Source organism: Chitinophaga sp. 9-1-y (assembly GCF_059511905.2).
The window spans coordinates 5,931,507-5,955,419 of sequence record NZ_CM197955.1 but is presented as its reverse complement, the minus strand read 5'-3'; the positions used below and the strand labels follow the sequence as shown (position 1 = coordinate 5,955,419).

Genomic DNA, 23,913 nt, shown 5'->3' with positions numbered 1-23,913 from the left:
CTTAACTTCAATACTATGGTACAGACAATGGAACAGATTTTATCTAAAACCAAATTCTCCGATCCGTCTTCCGATAAAAAGCCGTTGATCATTTCCGGACCCTGCAGTGCAGAAACCGAAGAGCAGGTATTAGCCACCGCATTGGCCCTGCAAAAAACAGGTAAAGTAGACGTGTTACGCGCTGGTATCTGGAAACCCCGTACCCGTCCCGGTTCCTTCGAAGGTATCGGTACCAAAGGCCTTGCATGGTTGCAGAAAGCCCGCGAAATCACCGGTTTGCCACTGGCAGTGGAAGTAGCTACTGCTAAACAGGTAGAAGATGCATTGCATTTTGGAGTAGATATTCTGTGGGTAGGTGCACGTACCACAGTAAACCCTTTCTCCGTACAGGAAGTAGCCGATGCGCTGAAAGGTGTTGATACTACCGTTTTAATTAAGAATCCTATCAATCCGGACCTCGAACTGTGGATCGGTGCCGTAGAAAGAATTCAGAAAGCCGGTATTAATAAAGTAGGTTTAATCCACCGTGGATTCTCCAGCTATGGCAACACCCAATACCGTAACGCGCCGATGTGGCACCTGGCTATTGAGCTGAAGCGCCGTATGCCTGAACTGCCAATGATCTGCGATCCTTCACATATCTCCGGCCGCCGCGATATTTTACAGGAAGTTTCTCAGGAAGCAATTGACCTGGATTACGATGGTCTGATGCTGGAAACACACGTAGATCCGGACAACGCATGGAGCGATGCCAAACAACAGATTACTCCTGAAAAACTGGCCGAACTGCTCGATGGTATCGTTTGGAGAAGAGAACATACCGATAAAAAAGACTTCAACTCTGCCCTGGAAAAACTGCGTGCGCAAATCAACCAGGTAGATGATGAAATCATGCTGCTGCTCGGCAACCGTATGAAAATTGCGGAGAAAATCGGTACCTACAAGAAAGAAAACAACATCACCATCCTGCAAACAAACCGCTGGAACGAAATCCTGGAGCGCAACATCGCTAAAGGAGAGAAACTGGGCCTCACGAAAGAATTCATCCTGAAATATTTCGATGCAGTTCACCTGGAATCCATCAACCGTCAGAACAAAGTGATGAACGAAGAGAAATAGCGAGTCAGCTGTTAGCTATTAGCTGTTAGCTGTTAGTAAATGCAGCGAAGATGATCATATGTTGGTCTTCGCTGCATTTACTAACAGCTAATAGCTAACAGCCAACAGCTATTTACATATCTTTCTAAAAGCTAACAGCTAAATGCTAAAACAACTCCACCAGTTTGCACAACAGGAAACTACCTATTTTTTAGGCGAAAGCCTGACGCAGCTGGGCAATCATGTAGACCGTAACAGGGCCGTACTGGTGATAGATGAAAATGTGGAAAGACATCATGGTCATCATTTACACGACTGGAAAAAAATTGTGATACCCGCCGGCGAAGAGCTGAAAAATATGGCCACCGTTGAAAAAATCATTGATGGCCTCACGGCATTCGAAGCCGATCGCAAAACCACGCTGGTAGGCATCGGTGGCGGTATGATGACGGATGTTGCCGGATTTGCTGCCAGCATTTATATGCGCGGGATTCCTTTTGGATTTGTACCCACTACTTTATTGGCGCAAGTGGATGCCTCTATTGGCGGCAAAAATGGGGTAAGTCATGGTAAGCATAAAAACCTGCTGGGTATTATCCGCCAGCCGCAGTTTATTTTGTTCGACTATACCTTACCACTCACAATGCCAGCAGAAGAATGGCATAACGGCTTTGCAGAGATCATTAAATATGCCTGCATCATGGATGCCGCATTATTCGATTTCCTGGAGCAAAACAAAGAGAAAGCATTGGCCCGCGATGTAGCGGTACTGGAATACCTGGTGGAGAAATCAGTGGCTGCAAAAACAAAGGTAGTATTGGAAGATGAACTGGAAACGGGTCCCCGTCGCTGGCTGAACTTCGGACATACCCTCGGCCATGCAGTAGAGAAGCTGGAACATATTGCACATGGTAAAGCCGTGGCGATTGGAATGGTAGCAGCTACCCGCTTTTCTGAAAAGTTGATGAACCTGCCTACGGCAGCAACCGTGCGACTGATAAAACTCATCAGCGACTACCAACTGCCAGTAGCCTTTACATCCGATAAAGAAGCGGTGTTTGATATCTTCAAACTGGATAAAAAACGTGAAAAGGATGTGATCCATTTTGTGTTGCTGGAGGAAATAGGTAAAGCTACCACCATGCCCGTACCCATTGCAGAACTGAAGTTGTTACTGCAGGAGTTGTAAAATTTTTTCTAATCAAATTAAAGGCGGACGAAATATATATGCAAGTTACTGTATCACCAGCTACCATTACCGGTACCGTTACGGCAAATCCTTCCAAGAGCGCTATGCAACGCGCCGTGGCAGCAGCTTTGCTGGCAAAAGGAACTACTATCATCCGTAATCCGGGCCTTAGTAATGACTGCCTGGCAGCACTGGAAGTAGCCGAAAATCTGGGTGCTAAAATCAAACGCGAATACGATTATTTTGAAATCACCAGCAATGGCGTAGCGCCGTTTTATGATGAAATCAACTGTGGCGAATCCGGCCTCGGTATTCGTATGTTTACGCCTATCGCTGCATTGTCTTCCCTGCCGATTACCATTGAAGGACATGGTAGCTTAACTACCCGTCCTATGGACTTCTTCGAACAGGTATTGCCACAACTGGATGTAAAATGTACTACGCAGGGTGGTAAGCTGCCCCTGCATATCCAGGGCCCGTTACAACCTAAAGATATTACGATCGATGGATCGCTCAGCTCCCAGTTCCTCACTGGCTTGCTCATGGCATATGGTGCAGCTGCTGAAAATGTGACAATCACAGTAACAGACCTGAAAAGCAAACCATACATTGCGTTAACCCTGCAACTGATGGCACATTTTGGTGTACAGGTAACAGAAAAGAATTTCGAAACATTCCACTTTGGTAGCAAACAGGCGTATAAAGCGGTAGATTATACCGTAGAAGGCGACTGGAGCGGCGCAGCATTCCTGCTGGTAGCAGCAGCCGTAGCCGGTAAAGCGGAAGTACAGCACCTGAATGTAGCCTCTGCACAGTCAGATAAAGCCATCCTGGAAGCACTGGAAAAAGCAGGCGCCCACATGATGTCCGGCGTATTCACCGTGAACATAGAAAAAGGCGGACTCCAACCATTTGAAATAGATGCAACAGATTGCCCCGACCTCTTTCCTCCACTGGTAGCGCTGGCTGCTAACTGCAACGGCACTACGAAAATAAAAGGCGTGAGCCGGCTGGCGCATAAAGAAAGCGATCGCGGGTTAACATTACAGGAAGAATTTGGTAAGATGGGTATTAAAATAGACCTGCAGGGAGATATCATGCTGGTACACGGTGGCACTGGTATTAAAGGCGCCCACGTGCATTCGCATAATGATCACCGCATTGCCATGGCCTGCGCAGTGGCGGCGCTCACCGCAGATGGCCCGGTTACCATCGACAATGCAGAAGCCATCAATAAATCTTACCCGGAATTTTATGATCACCTGGCTTTGTTAGGTGGCCAAGTTGCGGTAAGCGTATAGCGTGCTAGCTGTTAGCTTTTAGCCTTTAGCTTTTAGTCAATGCAGCGAAGATTAACATAGTAGGGTCTTTGCTGCATTGACTAAAAGCTAAAGGCTAAAAGCCAACAGCTGTTTTTTCACTTTAAATCATCAGCGTGTGAACAGTTTTGGCAGATTATTCAGGGTCAACGTTTTTGGAGAATCACATGGCGCCAGTGTTGGCGTAAATATAGATGGCATTCCGGCTGGTTTGCCTTTAAAGCAGGAAGATTTCCTGGCAGACCTGGAACGCCGTAAAGGTGGCTCCAGGGGCACTACCCCCCGTAAGGAGGAAGATTTGCCGTTTATCAAATCCGGTGTGTTTAATGATTATACCACCGGCGCACCCGTGACTATATTGTTTGAAAACAACAATACCCGCAGCGCCGACTACGATAAACTGAGAGAGTTCCCGCGCCCGGGTCATGCAGACTTTGTAGCGACCGAAAAATTCGGCGGCTTCGAAGACTATCGCGGTGGCGGACATTTCAGCGGAAGACTGACCCTCAACCTGGTAGCTGCCGGCGTTATTGCCAAGAAAATTTTAGGCAACGATATCCAGGTAAATGCTACCATCACGGAAGTAGGTGGCTACACTAACGCAGAAGAAGGCCTGGAAGCAGCAATTGCTGCAAAAGACTCTGTAGGCGGTATCGTGGAATGCGTGGTAGACGGACTGCCCATCGGTTTGGGCGAACCCTTCTTTGATTCCCTGGAATCAGCGTTGGCACATGCCGTATTTGCCATCCCTGCGGTGAAAGGTATTGAATTTGGTGCTGGCTTTGCCGCTGCCAAAATGAAGGGATTGGAACACAACGATGCCATCCTGGATAAAACAGGTAAAACCGCTACCAATCACGCCGGTGGCGTGGTAGGAGGTATCACCAACGGTAACCCGCTGGTGTTCCGGATAGCCGTGAAACCTACTTCCAGCACGCCTAAAGAACAACATACCCTGAACATTAAAAGCGGGGAAGTAGAAACTTTCAGCGTGAAAGGTCGCCATGACCTGTGTATTGCACTCCGTGTACCAGTAGTACTGGAAGCCGTGACAGCCATGGTGCTGGCAGATTTTATGCTGCTGGAACAACGCAGACCGAGGAAGCTGAAAGCATAAAGCAAAAAGCATAAAGCTATTGAAGCGAATGATCAATGCGTATATTCGCAAAGGTCATTCGCTTCAATAGCTTTATGCTTTCGGCTTTATGCTTTTATTTACTGCTCAATCGCCAGCAACTCCACATCAAACACCAGCGTGCTGCCAGGGCCGATTTTCGGACCAGCACCACGATCACCATATGCCAGTTCAGACGGGATGAAAAGACGCCATTTAGAGCCTACTGGCATCAGTTGCAGCGCTTCTGTCCAGCCTTTGATTACGCCACCTACCGGGAAGGAGATAGGCTGACCTCTGTCTACAGAGCTATCGAACACGGTACCATCAATTAAAGTACCGTGGTAATGTGTTTTTACTTTGTCGTTAACGGTTGGTTTAGGGCCGTCTCCTGCTTTCAGGATCTGGTATTGTAAACCGTCAGGGAGGGTTACCACGCCTGGTTTTGTTTTGTTTTCAGCGAGGAACTTAAGTCCTGCTTCACGATTTTTGGCAGATTTCTCAGATTTTAACTGCTGCAGATAATTACTTATGCTCATATCACATTGTTCTTTTGACAGTAATAAAGTTTGATTCTTTAGGGCGTCCTGTATGGCTTTGGCCAATACAGTGGGATTGATATTATCAACTCCCTGGGCTTTGAGGTTGTCGGCAATGTTAGCGCCAATACCATAGCTCACGGAATCCAGGCGTGTTTTCAGTACCGATGCTTTGGCTGCTGCGGTTTTAGCGGCCGGTTTTACAGCTGGCTTAGGTGTAGGTTTGGTTTGACTGAAAGCTTGTGTAGACAAACATCCCAGCGCACCGATGAACAGGTATTTCTTGTACATAAAAGCGTTGTTGTCAGTAATAATATTTAAAATAAGGGTTTTATTGCTGCCTGCAAGTTAATCAATAAAATATTTTAGCGGCCACGCTTTTACAGCATTGAACATTCGGCAAAATTGCTTGTTTTTCCCATGGTACGGATGAATCCTTTTTTATGAAGCCATATGCCCTGTTTCTGTTATTATTATTTTTCGGGAGATGTTTGTCGGCACAGGATACCACTGATCTGTGGAAAAGAGCCAGGTTGAACCCTAACCTGGGCAGACATAAATATATTGAACTGAAACTCCACACAGGCTCACACTTGTATACCGGTGAAGAACTGCAAAAAGCGCTGGAGGATGGGTATCAGTCGGTGGAATTGCGCATGGGCTGGCAATCTACCGGTGAAAAAACCTGGCAACGGGTGTTTAATTATCCCAGTTATGGTATTGGTTTTTATACCGGGAATATCGGGAACCCTACTATATTGGGGAATCCCAGTGGGTTGTACGGCTTTTTTTATGCTCCTTTTCACCGGCGGAAGAAAAATTATTTCGAGCTGGGACTGTCCCTGGGCCTCACGTACGACCTCAACCCCTATGATTCTGTCAATAATCCGTCGAATGATGCCATAGGTTCCAAAGTGGATGTATACTTTAATCTTGGCGCCAGCGGGGTACTGAAGCTATCCGATGCTTTTGATTTTCTGTATGGAATAGACCTGACGCATTTTTCCAACGGCCGTACCCACACGCCTAACCTGGGATTGAATATGGCAGGGGTACACCTGGGCGTACGCTTCCATTACAATGTAATTCGCAGTATTGTAGTGCAACAGATTGATCCTACGTATACGGCCCCACGACGTCCTACATTTGTATACAAGTCCGTACCACCGCAGCAACGGTACAATGAAGTCAGTGCCACAGCGGCCTTCGGCGTAGTACAAACCCCCAATGATGAACAGGTGAAAGCCTTTTACGGCACGGCTTCGCTGATATTGGATTATAATCGCCGCCTCACGCATATGAGCAGTATAGGCGCAGGCCTCGACGGATTTTATGATGGCTCCCTGGGCTGGACCTATCATAAGCTGTACACCAATGTGCGTACGACCGACAAAATGCTGATGGGCTTTCATGCGGGTTATGCACTACATATAAAAGACTTTGAAATAAGGGCGCAACTGGGCTCTTATGCCTGGAGACGTAACGAAGAAAAAGGAAATTACTTTATGCGGGTGGCGCTGCGTTATAATATAGGCAAGTACGGATTTGTACAGTTGGCACTTAAAACCCTGGATGGTGGGGCGTCTGATTGGATTGAATGGGGAGGGGGCGGGAAAATGCGCTGGTAAATCATCCCGGCGCCCATTGACTAAGGGCGCCGGGATGATCAGTTATTTTGAAACAGGCAATATCACACTCGAAGGGTGCTGCGCATCGTGGTAGATGCGGATAGTGGCCTTTTTAAAGTCTTTGTCAGTGGCTTTGTAAATATCCATGAACTGTTGTGGATTACGGTCGCTCAGGGGGAACCAGCTGCTTTGTACCTGTATCATGATGCGGTGGCCTTTCTGGAAAGTATGGGCTACATCCGGCATGGTGAACTTTACGTTAGTAGGCTGATCTGGCACGAATGCTTCCGGCTTTTCAAGGCTATTGCGGAATTTACCGCGCATAATTTCTCCACGAACCAGCATCTGGTAGCCGCCCATGGGATAGGTAGAAGATGGAACACGGCGATGTTCGCTGCTGGCGTCTTCTTCATATTTGAAATCATCCGGGAATACATCAATCACCTTTACAATGAAATCCGCATCTGTGGTGCTGGTGCTGGCGATGAGGTCAGCTACTACCGGCCCTGCCAGGGTAATATCGCTGCTGAGCACATCACTTTCAAATACAGCTACATCAGGTCTGCGGGCGGCAAAGCGCTGGTCATCTGTCATGTAGTTGATAGTACGGTTGAAATGTACATCTTCTGTGTAGGGAACAGGTTTGGCAGGATCACTCACGTATTCGCTGAAGTTGTTGCTGCCAGATGGTTTGGTGAAATCGAGTTTGCCATTATCCTGCAGGTAGATAGGCTTTGGTTCCATATCAGCCGGAGGCCATTTGGGTAGTTGTTTCCATTTGTTTTCGCCGGTGAAGAAGATAGTGGCTTCTGCAATGGAAGGAGCTTGTCCTTTGCCTTTCAGGTAATAGTTGAAGAAAGGAATTTCGATGTTGCTGGTATAGTATTCCGCGGTGTTGCTGCCGAAGCGTACATTACCCAGGTGCGTACCATCGTTGGAAGCCCATTGACCATGATACCAGGGGCCCATTACAATGCGGTTGTTGGTAGCCGGGCTTTTTTCTTCGATGGTTTTATAAGTGTTCCAGGCGCCGAAGCAGTCTTCTGCATCAAATACGCCGCCTACTACCAGCATAGCTGGTTTTACGTTCTGCAGGAAGTTGCGCACGTTGCGTGCTTTCCACCAGCTATCGTAAGTTGGATGTGCATACATCTCATGCCAGAAGGTAACGCTGTCGCCGATAATTTTGGCGAAATTAGGCAGGGCGCCGGTTTCCAGGTAATATTTGTAGTTATCGTGTGTGTAGTAGTTGATGCCTTTAGGTCCTTCTGTGGTTGGTTTCGGATGCGGGTGATCGAAAACGGTGTAGAAAGAAAACGCGTCGGAAATAAAGAACGCACCGTTGTGATGGAAGTCATCTCCTATAAACCAATCAGTAACAGGTGCCTGTGGGCTTACGGCTTTCAAGGCAGGGTGGTTGCTCAGGGAAGCCATGGTAGAGTAGAAGCCGGGGTAGGAAATTCCCAGTACACCTACATTACCATTGTTGCCGGCGAGGTTTTTCACCAGCCAGTCGATGGTGTCGTAGGTATCGCTGGCTTCGTCAATGTCTGTTTTCCCTTTTTTAGCAGGGTTAAACGGACGAACGTTCACAAACTTACCTTCACTCATCCAGGTACCTCTCACGTCCTGTGTTACCAGGATATAGCCTTCTTTCAGGTAGTTGTTGTAATAAGTTTTGTAATAAGGACGGAAATTTTTTTCTCCATAAGGCGCGCAGGAATAAGGGGTACGCGTCATCAGGATGGGATGTTTTTCCGATTGATCCTTTGGCAGGTAAACAGCGGTAAATAGTTTCACGCCATCCCGCATAGGAATGTACACTTCTTTTTTGGTGTAGTGTTCGAACATCCAGAGGGAGTCCTGGTTAACGGCTTTACACGCAACGGGTATCAGGAATAGCGCGGTGCAGGCCAGCAGCAGCCATTTTCTCATAAACGGTTTATTTAAGATTTAGATGGCAGCTAAAGTAATAAAAAAAATAAGGATGGCCGGCAGGTATGTGGGGAACGGTTACTGGCCCAGTTTTTCTCTTTCTTTTTTAGGCAAACTGGCAACAACCAGGGCATAAGAATTTTTGATCCATTCCAGTAGGAGTTTGTTAGAAATACCGGAGTGCACATCCACAGTATTCCAATGCTTCTTATTCATGTGATAGCCGGGAATCACGCCTTCATAGCGTTCACGCAGTTCTACGGCTTCTTCCGGATCACATTTCAGGTTAATGGAATGGAAGTCCTCGATACCGCTGAGGGCAAATACTTTACCACTTACTTTATATACAAGGGTTTGATCTCCGAAAGGAAATTCTTCGGTTACACCGGGAAGAGAAAGACAATATTCCTGAAATTGGGCGAGGGTCATGATGAATAACGATTTACTGATTTTTGAATGCAGATCGGCTGCATACAAAAATCAGTAAATTTTTGGATATTATGATGGGTAGATATTTAGGTGAGTGAATACAAACAAACATTCACAAAAACAAAATAGTCCTGTACGTTAGTATACCAACGCACAGGACCCGGCACGTAAAAATCGATCAATTATTTCTTATTAATGCTGATGATTACACGGGAATAACGGGCATACGTAATTTCTACTTCCTGTCCGGCACGATAGCCTTCCAATGCACCACGCATCCAGTAAAACAAACGTTTTTTCTTATTCTCCAGCAGGATCATAATGTTGGTTTGTGAATCATTGTTTTCCAGGTAAACCGCTTCCATTGGCGCCTGCAGGGTACCTTTCTGTAAAGTAGTAAGGTCCTTTTTGATCGCCCAGTAACGGATGTCTGTTACTTTAATCAGCGCAAATACCAGCGCTACCACAAAAGATAACAACCATACCCAGAACCAAAGGTTCTTGAACGACAGGAGCGAATCATCTGCATCACCCATTGTATTATGGGTGTACAAATAAATTTGCGGTATGATGGCAGCTACCAGTAATAACCCAAAACCGATAAGGGCAAATTTGGTTAACTGTTGCTTGTTTCTCTTTAGCGCATCCTGTAGTAAAAAGTGTTCTTCAGTAGTAATAAAGGTGTAGTCGGACATAGTTATTGTATGGTTTTTCAGTAGGCTAATATAAAGATAAACAATTAATTAATTAATATTATATATATAATTTTTTACTCAGTGATTATCAATTTGCGCATTTGATGCTGTTTTGGAATAATATGTGTTAAAATATTATTACATGTTTTGGGAGATGAATACCTGCAGAACCGCTTGTTGCACCGTTTTAATTAACGTATTTATAATTTATTTATGTCGCCCCGAGTGAAAATAGTTACCTAATTTGCCCCACTTATTACAACCCATCATCTGTTTTTCTACCCCATTGTATCATAAAACAACAAATCGTGAAAAGGATTTTTTTATTCGCCGCCGCCCTGCTTTTGATCAGTATCAGCAACTACGCACAGGACACGGCCCAGTTGATTGTAGAGGGACGGAAAAACAGTGCTACGCAACAAACCAGGCCTTATGTTATCATGATATCCGTCGACGGATTTCGCTATGACTATGCAGAAAAATATAACGCCACCCAATTGCTGCAATTATCCGGAGCAGGTGTACGTGCTACCGCCATGCAACCGGCTTTCCCCTCGCTCACTTTTCCCAATCACTATTCACTGGCCACCGGCTTATATCCTGCCCATCACGGCCTGGTAGATAATCTCTTTTATGATCGTAAACGGGATGCTGTATACAAAGTGGGTAACCGCGATGCAGTAGAAGATGGTACCTGGTATAATGGTGTACCATTATGGGTACTCGCAGAAAAACAGCAAATGCTCAGCGCCAGCTATTTCTGGGTAGGCTCTGAAAGCGCTATCCAAAATGTAAGACCTACTTATTCTTTCAAATACCAGGAAAAAACAGGCATTGATCAGCGCATTCAACAAGTGGCAAACTGGCTCCAGTTGCCGGAAGACCAACGCCCTCATCTCATCACTTTCTACTTTCCGGAAGTAGATCACATGGGACACAAATATGGTCCGGACTCCGACAGCGTACGCAGTGCTGTACAATTCGTGGATGCCGCTATCGGTAAAATGGTGGCCGCTGTAAATCAACTGCAACTGCCGGTAAATTTTATCGTGGTATCTGATCATGGTATGCTCGCAGTAGATACAGTAAATACCCTCAAAATACCTGATGCGCCTGAATTACAGCCGCTGAAAATAATGCCTGGTATGGAAAAGATCATGTTATACGGTAAAAATGAAGCCGACATAAAAGCCGCTTACAACTATCTTAAAACACACGAAAATCACTATACCGCTTACCTGAAAAATGAAACACCGGAAAGATGGCATTATGGCCAGGAAGATGTGTATAACCGCATCGGCGATATTATCCTGCTGGCAGAAGCAAATTACGCTTTCGATACCAATGGTAAAAAAATGCACCCCGGACACCACGGTTATGATAATAACCTCACCCACATGAATGCCGTATTCATGGCCTGGGGACCCGCATTTAAACAACATGCCCGCATTGCCACTTTCGAAAACGTACATGTGTATCCGTTAGTAGCAAAAATATTAGGCCTCGATATCACACAACCTATTGACGGTAAACTCGAAGTACTGGAGCCGCTATTGGCTCCCAGCTACTAGCTCATCGAAAATGCAGCGAAAATCACATAAACCACATAACAAAAAGCGGAGAGCACATTACATGCTCTCCGCTTTTTTGCTAACGGCTAATAGCTAACAGCTAAAAGCTGTTTCTTATGCTGTCGCCTCTTCATATGCACTTGCAGGTTCGCAGGTACAAATCAGGTTTCTGTCACCGAACGTATTATTGATACGGCTTACAGAAGGCCAGAATTTATTTGCTTTCACATAATCCAGTGGGAATGCTGCCTGCTGGCGGCTGTATGGACGAGTCCATTCGTCAGCAGTGATCACCGCCTGGGTATGTGGCGCATTTTTCAGTACGTTGTTTTGCTTATCTACGCTACCTTGTTCTACTGCAGCAATTTCAGCACGGATCGCTAACAAGGCATCGCAGAAACGATCCAGTTCACCTTTGTCTTCACTTTCAGTAGGCTCAATCATGATAGTGCCTGGTACCGGGAAGCTCATGGTAGGAGCGTGGAAACCGTAGTCCATCAAACGTTTTGCTACATCTTCCGCTTCAATACCAGCAGATGCTTTGAACGGACGGAGGTCTACAATGAATTCGTGCGCGCAGGTGCCGTTAACACCGGTGTACAGAATATCATATGCTTTTTCCAGTCTTGCCTTCATGTAGTTGGCATTCAGGATCGCGAATTCAGAAGCCGCTTTTACACCATTGGATCCGAGCATGCGGATGTAGGCATAAGAGATGAGCAGGATGCTGGCAGAACCGAATGGAGCGGCAGATACTGCGTTGGATGGCTTACCATCATTCAGCGTAACGTGGCCTGGCAGGAATGGTGTCAGGTGTTTGGCTACGCAGATAGGGCCCATGCCGGGACCACCGCCACCGTGAGGAATAGCGAAGGTTTTGTGCAGGTTCAGGTGACATACGTCTGCTCCAATCAGGCCAGGTGCGGTTAAGCCCACCTGCGCATTCATGTTGGCGCCGTCCATATATACCTGTCCGCCATGTTCGTGTATGGTAGCACAGATTTCTTTCACACTTTCTTCATACACACCGTAAGTAGATGGGTAGGTGATCATGATACCAGCCAGGTCTTTGCTATAAGTAGCTGCCTTGGCTTTCAGATCTTCCACATCGATATAACCGTTTTCCAGTGCTTTTACAATCACAACTTTGTAACCAGCCATTACAGCAGATGCAGGGTTGGTACCGTGTGCACTGATAGGGATCAGCATAATGTTACGGTGGCCCTGACCAATGCTCTTCTGGTATTCACGGATCACCAGCAAGCCAGCATATTCACCCTGTGCGCCACTGTTAGGTTGGAGGCTGCAGGAATCAAAACCGGTAATTTTGCTGAGGTATTCACCCAGTTCGTCCGCCATCTGTAAATAGCCGCCTACCTGGTTTTTAGGTGCAAATGGATGCATTTTGCTCCAGTGTGCCCAGCTTAAAGGAATCATCTCGGTGGCTGCATTCAGTTTCATGGTGCAGGAACCCAGGGAGATCATGGAAGTATTGAGCGATAAATCTTTGTTTTCCAGCATCTTCAGGTAACGCATCATCAGTGATTCACTGTGATGGCTGTTAAACACGATGTTTTGCAGGTAAGGAGAAATACGCTGTAAATCCGCAGCAATACCGGTAGTACCGTTAGATACTTCCGCGGCATCGGTTTTACCTGCGCCGAATACGTGCAGGATATCATTAACATCTGACAGTGTAACTGTTTCATCCAGGGAGATACCAACATTACCGTTGGCGAAATAGCGGAAGTTAATACCCGCTGCTTCAGCAGCAGTTCTAATATCCACGTTCTCCACCACGATGGTGTCAAAGAAGTTGTTGGCTACCAGTTTCAATCCTTTCGCTTTCAGCTTGCCGGCCAGGGTGTTGGTCAGCAGGGCAACGCGGGTAGCAATATTTTTCAAACCTTCCGGACCGTGGTACACAGCGTACATAGCGGCCATGTTAGCCAGCAATGCCTGTGCAGTACAGATATTGGAAGTAGCTTTTTCACGTTTGATGTGCTGCTCACGTGTTTGCAGCGCCATACGGAGTGCGCGGCCGCCATTGGCATCGATGCTCACACCAATGATACGGCCTGGAATAGAGCGTTTGAATTCGTCTTTTACCGCGAAGAATGCAGCGTGCGGACCACCAAAGCCCAACGGAACGCCAAAGCGTTGCGCAGAACCAAAAGCAGCATCAGCACCCATTTCTCCCGGAGAAGTCAGCAGGGTCAATGCCAGCAGGTCTGTTGCCATACCAACAAAAGCGCCTACTGCATGTACACTGTCTATAAATGAGCGGTAATCAGCAGTGGCCCCTACGTTATCAGGATACTGGATCAGCGCGCCAAAATAAGATTCATCAAAAGCAGCAGTTTTGTAGTCACCTACTACTACCTCAATATGCAGTGGGGTAGCACGGGTGTAGATAACATCCACCGTTTGTGGATAAACGTTATTGTCTACAAAGAATTTAGGTCTGGTTACATGATCATGGTCTTTGTTCAACGCGTTGAAGAACATGGTCATCGCTTCAGCAGCTGCCGTAGCTTCATCCAGCAGGGAAGCATTGGCAATAGGCAAGCCTGTCAGGTCAGCTACCATGGTCTGGTAGTTCAGCAGGCTTTCCAGACGTCCCTGCGAAATTTCCGCCTGGTATGGGGTGTACTGGGTATACCATCCTGGATTCTCAAATACATTACGCAGAATAACACTGGGCGTAATGGTATCGAAGTAACCTTGTCCGATATAGTTACGGCAAACCTTGTTTTTCAGTGAAATTTCCTTCAGGTGGCGGAGGTAATCACTTTCACTCATCGCAGCAGGAATAGCCAGTGGCTGTTGCATGCGGATCGCGCCCGGAACTGTTTTGCTGATCAGTTGATCCAGGTTGGAGGCCCCAATGGTTTCGAGCATCTGGTTGGTCTCCGCTTCATTCGGCCCTATGTGACGGTGCACGAATTCATTTTGTTGAATATCAAAAAGATTCATGATGTAAGCAGGTAATTTGAAATAGAATGCGCAAAGCTATGCAGATTTTAAAGAACAGCCAAACAATCAGTGCTGGCGAGGGAAAACAGTGATAAATGATGGATCCTTAAATGATATGTATGTCATACTTTTGTCCAACTACGAAATACCTATCTTTGCAGCAAATGAGCAAAATATTAGAAGACTGGCAACAAAAAGCCCAGGATAAGCAAAAGGCAAACAAACAGTTCCTCGCCAAATTACAAACCCGCCGCGGTAAAGGGGTGGAGAAACTGTTGCCAGAACTGCATGACGAAGCATTCAGCAAAATCGACTGCCTCGAATGTGGTAACTGCTGTAAAACCATCAGCCCCCGCTTCACCGGCCCCGATATCCGGCGCATATCCAAACACCTGGGCATGAAGGAAGGCGATTTCAAAGACACCTACCTCCGCATCGATAAAGACGAGGACTATGTGCTGAAATTTACGCCCTGCCCATTTCTTGGCGCCGATAACTACTGCAGCATCTACGATGCCCGCCCCGGCGACTGCGCCAACTATCCCTACACCGATAGCTACGACTTCTTCAAACGCCCCAATATCACTTACGAAAACAGCACCACCTGCCCCGCAGTGTACTATGTGCTGGAACGTTTGAAAGAATCTATGAAATTATAGAAAAGCATAAAGCATAAAGCGGAAAGCAAAAAGCTATTGTGGCGAAGATATAAGCAGATATTAATTATTTATCGCCTATATCTTCGCCACAATAGCTTTTTGCTTTCCGCTTTATGCTTTCTGCTCCTACGGTTTCAGATCCAATTTCCGCATCGCCGGTGAAATCACATACGTAGTAATCACCACGCCCAATGTTACACATCCTCCAAATACAACAGAAGGCACCAAACCCATGGCCCTGGCCATAAAGCCGCTCTCAAACGCCCCCAGCTCATTGGAAGATCCAACAAACATAGAACTAACCGCCGCTACCCGCCCACGCATATCATCCGGCGTTTTCAATTGCAGAATAGTCTGACGGATAATCACGCTGATGCCATCCAGTGCACCACTGATCAGCAAGGCAAAGATGGACAGGTAAAAACTGGTAGATAATCCAAATAATATAATCGTTAATCCAAAGCCGAAAATCGCCGCCAGTAGCTTGATACCAGGCTTATGCACCAATGGCTTGTGCGCCAGTATAAACATGGTTACCAACGCGCCAACCGCCGGAGCAGAGCGCAATAACCCATACCCCAGTGAGCCTACATGCAGCACATCGGTGGCAAATGCCGGCAACATAGCCACAGCGCCACCAAACAACACCGCAAACATATCCAGTGCCATAGCATTCAATACCACCTTGGTTTTCCATACAAACCGCATCCCCTCCGTTAATCCCGTCACAAAGCTTTCTCCCCTCGATTTATAATAGATAGGCTTGGGCTTTACCTGGATTAAACTATATAAAGGCGCCAGGAAAATGAATACCACTATCAACATGGACCAATGAACCCCAAACCAGTGAATGAAAAGACCTCCTAACGCAGGCCCCAGCACACCACCCACCTGCCACGCAGAACTACTCCAGGTAGACGCATTGGCGTATAATTCACGGGGTACCAGCAAAGACATTAAAGTAAAACTGGATGGACTTGTAAATGCCCGCACAATACCTCCCAGGAATACCAACAGGTAAATCAGGTTGAGGACCCAATGCCTGGAAAAGCCCACCACTGCCTGATCCCAGGTAAGCAAAAATAATCCCGAACTGATAAAAATATAGGCAATCACACATTTGAGCAACATGCCCCGTTTTTCCCGTTTGTCAACCAGGTGCCCTGCAAACGGCGACAATAATACCGCCGGAATTACTTCCGACAAACCAATCAATCCCAGGGAGAAAGGATCTTTGGAAATTTCATATACTTTCCACTCAATAATAGCAAACTGCATAGCCAGCGCAAATACAAGCGCAAAGCGGATAACAAGGTAATAATTGAATTCCGGAAAGCGTAGCGAAGCGTATGGGTCGTTCTTTTTAGGTGCCGTTGTGTCCAACCTGATGAGTTTTGTGCGAAGATACAAAAATAGCTTTTGGCCATTCGCTTTTAGCTTTTAGTCAATGCGGCGAAAATCACCTAACACTATCTCCGCTGCATTGGCTAAAAGCTAACCGCTAATAGCTATCTTTAGCCTGCATCAATACTGCAGCACCATGAAATATTTATTGCCTGCATTACTTTTGTTGGCAGCCTGCGCCGGCAGCGACGCCAAACAAGAACCACAAAAACCGGTAACCCCGGTCCGTAAAGCGAAGCTACAGCTGGTAACAGACAGGTTCCTGTCTCCTGTAAACATGGCAGTACCGGGTGATGGCTCCGGCAGGTTATTCTTTTGTCAGAAAGAAGGCAAAGTGTGGATTGTTCAGCAAAACAAAACCCTACCTACCCCTTTCCTGGATGTCAGTAAGGACATGGTGAGTGTGAATCCCGGCTATGATGAAAGAGGATTGCTGGGAATGGCCTTCCATCCTGACTTTCGGAGCAACCATAAATTTTATGTGTATTACAGCGCACCCACTAAAAAAAACGGATTTAACCATACCAGCCGTTTGGTGGAGTTCACCGTCGCCGCAGGTAACCCGAACATAGCAGATCCGGCTTCCCGGCGCATATTGCTGGAGGTAGACGAACCCGAATCCAATCACAATGGCGGCCAGCTGCAATTTGGTCCTGATGGTTACCTCTACATCGGCCTGGGGGATGGAGGAGGTGGTGGGGATAAACATGGTCCCATCGGCAATGCCCAGGACCTGCGCACCCTGCTGGGTAAGATATTAAGAATAAATGTGGATGGTACACCCTATACCATCCCACCAGACAATCCCTTTGTCAATCATCCCGACGTACGTCCGGAAATATGGGCCTATGGCCTCCGCAATCCATGGCGCTTCTCTTTCGACCCGAAAAGTAAACTGCTTTTTGCAGGGGATGTAGGACAAGATAAGTATGAAGAAGTGGATATTATTGTAAAAGGTGGAAATTATGGCTGGCGTGTGCTGGAAGGGTATCATGACTATAACGTTCCCGCCGGCGCCGATAAATCCCAGTTTATAGCGCCCATCCATGAATATGACCACGATCTGGGGATAAGTATCACCGGTGGCTATGTGTATCGTGGCACCGCCATTCCCTCCCTGCAAGGCTTGTATATTTTTGGGGATTACAATGGCAAAGCTTTCGTGTTGGAGTCAAAAGGAAATCAATGGGAACGTGCGCCACTGGAGCTGTCCGGGCTTCCCAACGGGAATATGCAGTTGCTTAGCTGGGGAGAAGATGAACAAGGAGAACTCTATGCCCTCACCAGCACCTCCGGTAATGATGGTTTTCACGGCGCCGTCTACAAACTGGTGAAAGATTAGTCCCATCCAACATTCCATCCGTTTTGACCGTTATATAACGGGTACCGTACAAACGTGCAGGGTGGCGGAAAACCGGTTATTTTCCGCCGCATATCTCTCCCAGCACCCGTTTGGCCCAATTTTTTGTTAAAAGGAATAAATTACACCCCCAAAGGGTGATTTTATTTTATATTTGATTTGATAACGTTTACGTTCAATTGAGATACATATGAGACTGAAAGTGATTATACCGGTAGTGCTGCTTAGCATCTCCGCAGGCGTGTTAGCTTTTAATAAGCTGGGGCATAACGAAGATCCTCCGGGACGTTATGAGGTGATCATGAACCTGGTGGGGCAAATGCTGAAAGAAGGGCATTATCAGCCGAAAGCTATTGATGATAAATTCTCCACCGAAGTTTTTAATAAATACCTGCGTAGCCTGGATACGGAAAAGAAATTTTTCCTGAGAACAGATGTGGACAAATTAATGCCTTTATCCACCCACATTGATGATGAGCTGAAAGGAGCACCGATCGACTGCTTCCGCAGTATTAACACCCTCATCAAACAACGTGTAGCCGAAGCCGCCGCTATTTACCCGGAAATTCTGGCTAAACCGTTTGACTTCACCGTGGATGAGAAAGTAACCCTCGATCCTGATAAAATCGACTATCCCGCAGATGAAAATGCACGGAAAGAAGCCTGGCGCAAAGTGTTGAAATACCGCACGCTGGAAAAACTGACCGACCTGCAGGAAATGCGCGAAAAAGATAAAGGCAAAGACAGCGTGAAAGTGAAAACCGACGTGGAACTGGAAGCAGAAGCCCGCGTAAAGGTAAAACAACTGTATGATCGCTACTTTGAACGGCTGAAAAACAGGCAGAATGATAACGATCGTTTCAACCTGTATGTAAATGCCATCACCACTACTATGGATCCACATACCGACTACTTCCCGCCTGATGAAAAACGCGCGTTCGAAGAACAAATGGCCGGTAAATTCTTTGGTATCGGTGCACAACTGAAAGAAGAAGGTGATAAAATCAGGGTGGTAAGCATCGTAACAGGTAGCCCAAGCTGGAAACAAGGCCAGTTAAAAGCAAATGATGTGATCCAGAAAGTAGCACAAGGCAACGCAGAATCAGTAGACATCACCGGTTATCCTGTAGAAGATGCCGTGAAACTGATCCGTGGTAAAAAAGGTACACCCGTTAAACTGACCGTAAGAAGTGTGGACGGTACTACCAAAGATATCACCATCATCCGCGATGAAATTGTAACAGAAGAAACTTTCGCGAAATCCGCTATCATCAACGGACAACATAAAATAGGATATATCTACCTGCCTGAGTTTTATGCGGACTTCAACGACCGTAATGGCGCGCGCAGTGCTGAAGACGTAGCCAAAGAAGTGGCGAAGCTGAAAGCAGAGAAAGTAGAAGGCATTATCCTGGATCTTCGCTTTAACGGCGGTGGTTCCCTGCAGGACGTAGTACAAATGGCCGGCCTGTTTATTCCGGAAGGCCCGGTAGTACAGGTACGCTCCAGGGGCGGTGATGCCGTAGTATTACGCGATCGTGATAAAAATGTACAGTACGAAGGTCCGCTGGCTATCATGGTAAATGAATACAGCGCCTCTGCATCTGAAATCATGGCCGCTGCTATGCAGGATTACAAACGCGCAGTAATCATTGGTAGCACACAAACCTTTGGTAAAGGTACCGTACAGCGCCTCTTCAACCTGGATGATTTCTACCCGGTGAAAGACGGTGGCAGCCTCGGCGCCCTGAAACTGACCCAACAGAAATTCTATCGCGCCAACGGTGGTTCTACCCAACTGAAAGGCGTGGCTTCTGATATCGTATTACCAGATCCTTATTATGAAGTAGCAGAACGTAAAGACTCAGATGCCCTGGCATATGATGAAATACCCCGCGCTCCTTTCACTGCCTGGTACAACCCGGTAAACGCGGAAGCACTGAAGAAAAACAGCGAAAAGAGAATGGCTTCCAGCCCGGCTTTCAAACTGCTCAACGAAAACCTGAGTACCCTGAAAAAACTGGAAAAACAGGAAACCTATTCACTGAACCTGCTAACCTATAAATCAGAGCAAAAGTCTAATACCGCAGCTCTGAAGAAATACGATGCAGTAAATGACAAAGTGAAAGAACTGAACATCATCAATATTAAATCTGATATGGAGAAATTTGGAGGAGATTCTTCTAAAATTGCCCGTAATAAAGACTGGCTCAAGATCAGAACAAAAGATATTTACCTCGATGAAGCGGTGAATGTAATGAATGATCTCATTGTTCAGTCACTGCCGAAGATGCAACGTAAAAACCAATAGAAACAAGGTTATCCGATAAAAAAGAGAGAGGAGATGTAGTCGTACATCTCCTCTCTCTTTTTTATGCACTTTAAATAGTTTGGGGAGATGGAAACCATTAACCCGTTTCCATCTCCCCAAATAAAAATTAGTTGAATCCTGTTTTTAGACAATCTGCCGAAGGCAGATCCCTTTACTATTCTTTCTCTTTCTCTACCACTTCCAATGCTTTCTTCACTACCGGATCCTCCGCATTGATCGCTTCATAGTAGCCTTCTGTTCTGTACAGTTGGCGGGCCAACATAGCTTTCAGGCGATTGCGTATTTCTACTTCGTCCTTTGCACCCAGGCGATCCAGGCCAGGTACGCTGTCTTTTTTCGCATAGGCTTTAAAGTCATCCATCAGCGCAGGGGTGGTCTGGAAATTTTTGGCGAAAGACGCCGGATCCTTGTAAGGTGCAAACACTTCTCTATGGGTGGTGTAATATTGATAAGCAAAGTTGCTGAAAGTATTGCGGGTATAAATAGCCGTGAGGGTAGGCGTGAACCGGGAGGTATCAAACGGAATAAAAATGTCCGGTGTAATACCACCACCACCATACACGCGGCGGCCTGCTGCTGTTTTATACGGAACGGTATCCGTGATTTTGATACTGTCTTTGTTCACCATTTCTCCATGATGATAGCGCTCTGCGATGTCGTCATCATAGTCCAGTCCTTTACCATAGGGCTTCTGAATGCTTCTGCCGGAAGGGATATAATAACGGGCTACCGTGAGGCGCAGTGCGCCGCCGTTGTCGAGATCATATTGTTCCTGCACCAGTCCTTTACCAAAAGTACGACGGCCTATGATGGTGCCGCGATCCCAGTCCTGTACGGCGCCGGCCAGAATTTCGCTGGCAGAGGCAGAGCCCTCATCGGTGAGGACAGCCAGTGCACCTCTTTCAAACATACCAGGACGCTTGGTTTTATAGTCGGTTCTTGGAAAGTCTTTACCCTTGGTGTAAACAATCAGTTTCTGATCTTCCAGCAGTTCATCTGCGATGCGGGTAGCCGCATCCAGGTAACCACCGGGGTTTTGCCTGAGGTCGATCACCAGTTTCTTCATGCCTTGTTTTTCCAGGCTACGGATGGCTTTCATAAACTCATCGTAGGTGGTGGCGGAAAATTTGCTGATTTTAATATAGCCCACACCTGGTGCAGCCATGTAACTGGCATCCACACTATATAATGGAATCACTCCCCTGGTAATGGGGATTTTAAGTGCTTTTTGTTGTCTTAATATTAATGTGTTCACAACGGAACCGGCCGGACCGCGCAGTAATTTGCGGATTTTATCCGGGGTAATGTTGTTGCCAGCAATGAGGCTATCGTTTACTTTCAGGATTTTATCGCCGGTTTGGAGACCTGCGCTTTCGGAAGGACCGCCACTCAGTACACTGATCACATTCACAGTATCTGCGGTGATGTTGAATTCTACGCCTATACCTTCAAAGTTACCTTCCATATCTTCATTTACCCGTTGCAATTCTGCAGGAGGGATATAGATAGAGTGTGGATCCAGGTGGGCGAGGATACCTTCGATGGCTTCCTGTTGTAAATCTTCGGTATTGAGAGAATCTACATATTTAGCTTTGATCAGGTCCATTACTTCCTGCAAGGGTCCCCGGTTAGGTTTGTTAAAAAATACAGTGGCGCCTCCATTGTTCGATCCCGGCATTTTGTGACCAAGGAACATGCCCAGGGCTAATACAACTGCAAAGAGAAGAGGTAAAAAAACATTCAACTTCCTGTTAGACATAATCAGATTATTATCCCGCTAATTTTATATGACCAATCTTTATCCATGTAGTATTGGCACCTGGCGGAAAGCAAACTGCCGCATACATGTATCATCATCATTTAAAGTAAAAAGGGGCTATTTGTTTATATGATACCCTTTTGTTTAAATTGTGACAAAAATAGCATAAATCAGGTGCAAACTTTTAGGATTCTTTAATTTCATAAATAACCGGATATGGGTGCTGGAATAAAGTTGATAGCAGACAGCGGATCTACCAAGACAGAATGGGGCGTGCTGGGCGCAGATCAGCCACTAACTTTGAAAACGCAGGGTGTAAGTCCCTATTTTCAAACGGCAGAACAGATAAAAGCCATCCTGGATACGGAGTTGGCGCCTCAGTTGCCGGCCGGCAGCCATGTAGACGCCGTGTATTTTTATGGAACAGGCTTATCGCAACCTAAAAACATCCAGTTGGTATCAGACGCTATAAAAGCGGTATGGCCCGATGCGGCGGCCGATGTGCAGCATGATCTGATGGGGGCGGCGCGCTCCCTGTGCGGTCATGAAGCCGGCGTAGCCAGTATTTTAGGTACGGGATCCAATTCCTGTTTTTATGATGGGGAGAAGATAGTAAAGAACAACCCCGGCCTGGGCTACGTACTGGGCGACGAGGGCAGCGGGGCCTATTTGGGCCGGAAAGTGCTGCAGTACTACCTGTATCAGAGTTTTGATGAAGACCTGCTCGCCCGGTTTGAATATAAGTATCATACCAATAAAGATGAAATCCTGGAAAACGTATATCGTAAGCCGTTAGCCAACCGCTACCTGGCCGGATTCGCCACTTTCCTGTCAGAAAACCGGGAGCACTTCATGATCCAGAATATCCTGGAAGATGGACTGAACGATTTTTTCTTTAATCATATTTACAAATACCGCGAAAGCTGGACAACGGCCCTGCACTTTACCGGTGGCATTGCCTGGCATTTCCGCGACATCCTCACAGAGCTGTGCGAACTATATGAGTTGCCTATGGGAAAAGTGCTGCGGACCCCTATGGAAGGCCTGGTGGAGTATCATCGTTAATCATTTTCAACAAATAAGTATGTCATTTATAAGAGTAACGGAACAAACATCTCATTACCACCACCTGGAGAAGATGAGTGTAAATGAGTTACTGGTAAATATGAACCAGGAAGACCAAACCGTTCCGTTGGCGGTGGCAAAGGCAATTCCGCAAATAGAAAAACTGGTCACTGCCGTGGCTGATAAAATGCTCGCCGGTGGACGCCTGTTTTATGTGGGAGCAGGTACCAGCGGACGTTTAGGCGTAGTAGATGCTTCTGAATGCCCACCAACATTTGGTGTGCCGCAAGGCCTGGTAGTGGGATTAATTGCCGGTGGCGACTCTGCCATCCGTAAAGCAGTGGAGTTTGCAGAAGATGATCGCCAGCAGGGTTGGGCAGATTTGCAGGCGTATAATATTACCAACAAAGATGTGGTAGTAGGGATTGCCGCCAGTGGCACCACCCCTTATGTAATTGGTGCATTGGATGAATGCCGCCGTCATGGTATCGTTACCGGTAGCATCAGCTGTAACCCGGATACGCCGGTATCGGCAGCTGCCGATTTCCCGGTAGAAGTAGTGGTAGGCCCCGAATTTGTGACCGGTAGTACCCGCCTGAAAAGCGGTACGGCGCAGAAATTAGTATTGAACATGCTTTCCACCGCTGTGATGATACAGTTAGGTAGAGTGGAAGATAATAAAATGGTGAACATGCAACTCAGCAACGAAAAACTGGTAGACCGCGGTGTAAAAATGCTGATGGAACAGTTGTCGCTCACCGACTATCAACAGGCACAGGAACTGCTGTTAAAAGCAGGCAGCGTAAAAAAAGCGGTAGATGATTTTGATAAAAAATGATTT

General features: G+C 46.6%; 18 protein-coding genes. 11 read left to right on the top strand and 7 right to left on the bottom strand.

The genetic code is table 11. The features are described from left to right. The first annotated feature begins 15 nt into the window (after positions 1-15). From AC5ZC7_RS23390 to AC5ZC7_RS23375, 4 genes are all read left to right on the top strand, one after another. Complete coding sequence (locus tag AC5ZC7_RS23390; protein ID WP_496158616.1) at positions 16-1,119, top strand: chorismate mutase; 1,104 nt, start codon at positions 16-18, stop codon at positions 1,117-1,119. A 142-nt stretch (positions 1,120-1,261) separates the two neighbouring features. Beyond that, entirely contained in the window at positions 1,262-2,287 is a 1,026-nt protein-coding gene (gene aroB / locus AC5ZC7_RS23385; RefSeq protein WP_496158617.1) for a 3-dehydroquinate synthase, read from the top strand. 38 nt (positions 2,288-2,325) lie between these two features. Continuing rightward, entirely contained in the window at positions 2,326-3,588 is a 1,263-nt protein-coding gene (aroA, locus tag AC5ZC7_RS23380) for a 3-phosphoshikimate 1-carboxyvinyltransferase (RefSeq protein WP_496158618.1), read from the top strand. Between the two features lie 136 nt (positions 3,589-3,724). Then, the gene (locus AC5ZC7_RS23375) at positions 3,725-4,723 is read left to right on the top strand and encodes a chorismate synthase (RefSeq protein ID WP_496158619.1); all 999 of its coding nucleotides are present in this window, start codon (positions 3,725-3,727) and stop codon (positions 4,721-4,723) included. A 98-nt stretch (positions 4,724-4,821) separates the two neighbouring features. Here AC5ZC7_RS23375 and bamJ read toward each other — a convergent pair whose 3' ends face one another. After that, a complete protein-coding gene (bamJ, locus tag AC5ZC7_RS23370; RefSeq protein ID WP_496158620.1) occupies positions 4,822-5,550 on the bottom strand; it encodes a BamJ family beta-barrel-assembly machinery protein in 729 nt (242 codons plus the stop codon). Between the two features lie 152 nt (positions 5,551-5,702). Here bamJ and AC5ZC7_RS23365 point away from each other — a divergent pair, with 152 nt between their 5' ends. Next, positions 5,703-6,887 carry an acyloxyacyl hydrolase gene (locus AC5ZC7_RS23365; RefSeq protein ID WP_496158621.1) on the top strand — a complete coding sequence of 395 codons (1,185 nt, stop codon included), beginning with the start codon at positions 5,703-5,705 and terminating at the stop codon, positions 6,885-6,887. 42 nt (positions 6,888-6,929) lie between these two features. Here AC5ZC7_RS23365 and AC5ZC7_RS23360 read toward each other — a convergent pair whose 3' ends face one another. The 3 genes from AC5ZC7_RS23360 to AC5ZC7_RS23350 all read right to left on the bottom strand — a co-directional run bounded on the left by AC5ZC7_RS23360 (position 6,930) and on the right by AC5ZC7_RS23350 (position 9,946). Further along, positions 6,930-8,822: a CocE/NonD family hydrolase gene (locus AC5ZC7_RS23360; protein WP_496158622.1), complete on the bottom strand. Its 1,893-nt coding sequence runs from the start codon at positions 8,820-8,822 to the stop codon at positions 6,930-6,932. Between the two features lie 78 nt (positions 8,823-8,900). Next, positions 8,901-9,251 (bottom strand): MmcQ/YjbR family DNA-binding protein, encoded by a 351-nt coding sequence (locus AC5ZC7_RS23355; RefSeq protein ID WP_496158623.1) that lies wholly within the window; start codon positions 9,249-9,251, stop codon positions 8,901-8,903. Positions 9,252-9,433: 182 nt separating this feature from the next. Next, positions 9,434-9,946 (bottom strand): hypothetical protein, encoded by a 513-nt coding sequence (locus AC5ZC7_RS23350; protein ID WP_496158624.1) that lies wholly within the window; start codon positions 9,944-9,946, stop codon positions 9,434-9,436. A 308-nt stretch (positions 9,947-10,254) separates the two neighbouring features. On the opposite strand from AC5ZC7_RS23350, the gene AC5ZC7_RS23345 reads away from it, so the two are divergent. Then, entirely contained in the window at positions 10,255-11,517 is a 1,263-nt protein-coding gene (locus tag AC5ZC7_RS23345; protein WP_496158625.1) for an alkaline phosphatase family protein, read from the top strand. A 114-nt stretch (positions 11,518-11,631) separates the two neighbouring features. Here the strand turns inward: AC5ZC7_RS23345 and gcvP are convergent, their stop codons facing one another. After that, positions 11,632-14,493 carry an aminomethyl-transferring glycine dehydrogenase gene (gene gcvP / locus AC5ZC7_RS23340; RefSeq protein WP_496158626.1) on the bottom strand — a complete coding sequence of 954 codons (2,862 nt, stop codon included), beginning with the start codon at positions 14,491-14,493 and terminating at the stop codon, positions 11,632-11,634. Positions 14,494-14,657: 164 nt separating this feature from the next. Here gcvP and AC5ZC7_RS23335 point away from each other — a divergent pair, with 164 nt between their 5' ends. Then, a complete protein-coding gene (locus AC5ZC7_RS23335; protein WP_496158627.1) occupies positions 14,658-15,152 on the top strand; it encodes a YkgJ family cysteine cluster protein in 495 nt (164 codons plus the stop codon). A gap of 126 nt (positions 15,153-15,278) precedes the next feature. Here the strand turns inward: AC5ZC7_RS23335 and AC5ZC7_RS23330 are convergent, their stop codons facing one another. Next, positions 15,279-16,535 carry an MFS transporter gene (locus AC5ZC7_RS23330; RefSeq protein ID WP_496158628.1) on the bottom strand — a complete coding sequence of 419 codons (1,257 nt, stop codon included), beginning with the start codon at positions 16,533-16,535 and terminating at the stop codon, positions 15,279-15,281. A 157-nt stretch (positions 16,536-16,692) separates the two neighbouring features. On the opposite strand from AC5ZC7_RS23330, the gene AC5ZC7_RS23325 reads away from it, so the two are divergent. After that, the gene (locus tag AC5ZC7_RS23325) at positions 16,693-17,898 is read left to right on the top strand and encodes a PQQ-dependent sugar dehydrogenase (protein WP_496158629.1); all 1,206 of its coding nucleotides are present in this window, start codon (positions 16,693-16,695) and stop codon (positions 17,896-17,898) included. 208 nt (positions 17,899-18,106) lie between these two features. Continuing rightward, the gene (locus AC5ZC7_RS23320; RefSeq protein ID WP_496158630.1) at positions 18,107-20,227 is read left to right on the top strand and encodes a carboxy terminal-processing peptidase; all 2,121 of its coding nucleotides are present in this window, start codon (positions 18,107-18,109) and stop codon (positions 20,225-20,227) included. A gap of 175 nt (positions 20,228-20,402) precedes the next feature. Here AC5ZC7_RS23320 and AC5ZC7_RS23315 read toward each other — a convergent pair whose 3' ends face one another. Further along, entirely contained in the window at positions 20,403-22,007 is a 1,605-nt protein-coding gene (locus AC5ZC7_RS23315; RefSeq protein ID WP_496158631.1) for a S41 family peptidase, read from the bottom strand. A gap of 216 nt (positions 22,008-22,223) precedes the next feature. On the opposite strand from AC5ZC7_RS23315, the gene AC5ZC7_RS23310 reads away from it, so the two are divergent. Then, entirely contained in the window at positions 22,224-23,072 is an 849-nt protein-coding gene (locus tag AC5ZC7_RS23310) for an N-acetylglucosamine kinase (protein WP_496158632.1), read from the top strand. Between the two features lie 19 nt (positions 23,073-23,091). Then, on the top strand, positions 23,092-23,910 hold the full coding sequence (murQ, locus tag AC5ZC7_RS23305; RefSeq protein ID WP_496158633.1) for an N-acetylmuramic acid 6-phosphate etherase: 819 nt from the start codon (positions 23,092-23,094) through the stop codon (positions 23,908-23,910). Positions 23,911-23,913 lie beyond the last annotated feature (3 nt).

Excerpts from the sequence above, each read along its gene's own strand:
- aroA (WP_496158618.1), top strand. The coding sequence starts at position 2,326 with ATGCAAGTTACTGTATCACCAGCTACCATTACCGGTACCGTTACGGCA.
- AC5ZC7_RS23315 (WP_496158631.1), bottom strand. The coding sequence starts at position 22,007 with ATGTCTAACAGGAAGTTGAATGTTTTTTTACCTCTTCTCTTTGCAGTT.
- AC5ZC7_RS23310 (WP_496158632.1), top strand. The coding sequence starts at position 22,224 with ATGGGTGCTGGAATAAAGTTGATAGCAGACAGCGGATCTACCAAGACA.
- AC5ZC7_RS23355 (WP_496158623.1), bottom strand. The coding sequence starts at position 9,251 with ATGACCCTCGCCCAATTTCAGGAATATTGTCTTTCTCTTCCCGGTGTA.
- aroB (WP_496158617.1), top strand. The coding sequence starts at position 1,262 with ATGCTAAAACAACTCCACCAGTTTGCACAACAGGAAACTACCTATTTT.
- AC5ZC7_RS23360 (WP_496158622.1), bottom strand. The coding sequence starts at position 8,822 with ATGAGAAAATGGCTGCTGCTGGCCTGCACCGCGCTATTCCTGATACCC.
- gcvP (WP_496158626.1), bottom strand. The coding sequence starts at position 14,493 with ATGAATCTTTTTGATATTCAACAAAATGAATTCGTGCACCGTCACATA.
- AC5ZC7_RS23350 (WP_496158624.1), bottom strand. The coding sequence starts at position 9,946 with ATGTCCGACTACACCTTTATTACTACTGAAGAACACTTTTTACTACAG.
- bamJ (WP_496158620.1), bottom strand. The coding sequence starts at position 5,550 with ATGTACAAGAAATACCTGTTCATCGGTGCGCTGGGATGTTTGTCTACA.
- AC5ZC7_RS23365 (WP_496158621.1), top strand. The coding sequence starts at position 5,703 with ATGAAGCCATATGCCCTGTTTCTGTTATTATTATTTTTCGGGAGATGT.
- AC5ZC7_RS23320 (WP_496158630.1), top strand. The coding sequence starts at position 18,107 with ATGAGACTGAAAGTGATTATACCGGTAGTGCTGCTTAGCATCTCCGCA.
- AC5ZC7_RS23390 (WP_496158616.1), top strand. The coding sequence starts at position 16 with ATGGTACAGACAATGGAACAGATTTTATCTAAAACCAAATTCTCCGAT.
- AC5ZC7_RS23335 (WP_496158627.1), top strand. The coding sequence starts at position 14,658 with ATGAGCAAAATATTAGAAGACTGGCAACAAAAAGCCCAGGATAAGCAA.
- murQ (WP_496158633.1), top strand. The coding sequence starts at position 23,092 with ATGTCATTTATAAGAGTAACGGAACAAACATCTCATTACCACCACCTG.
- AC5ZC7_RS23325 (WP_496158629.1), top strand. The coding sequence starts at position 16,693 with ATGAAATATTTATTGCCTGCATTACTTTTGTTGGCAGCCTGCGCCGGC.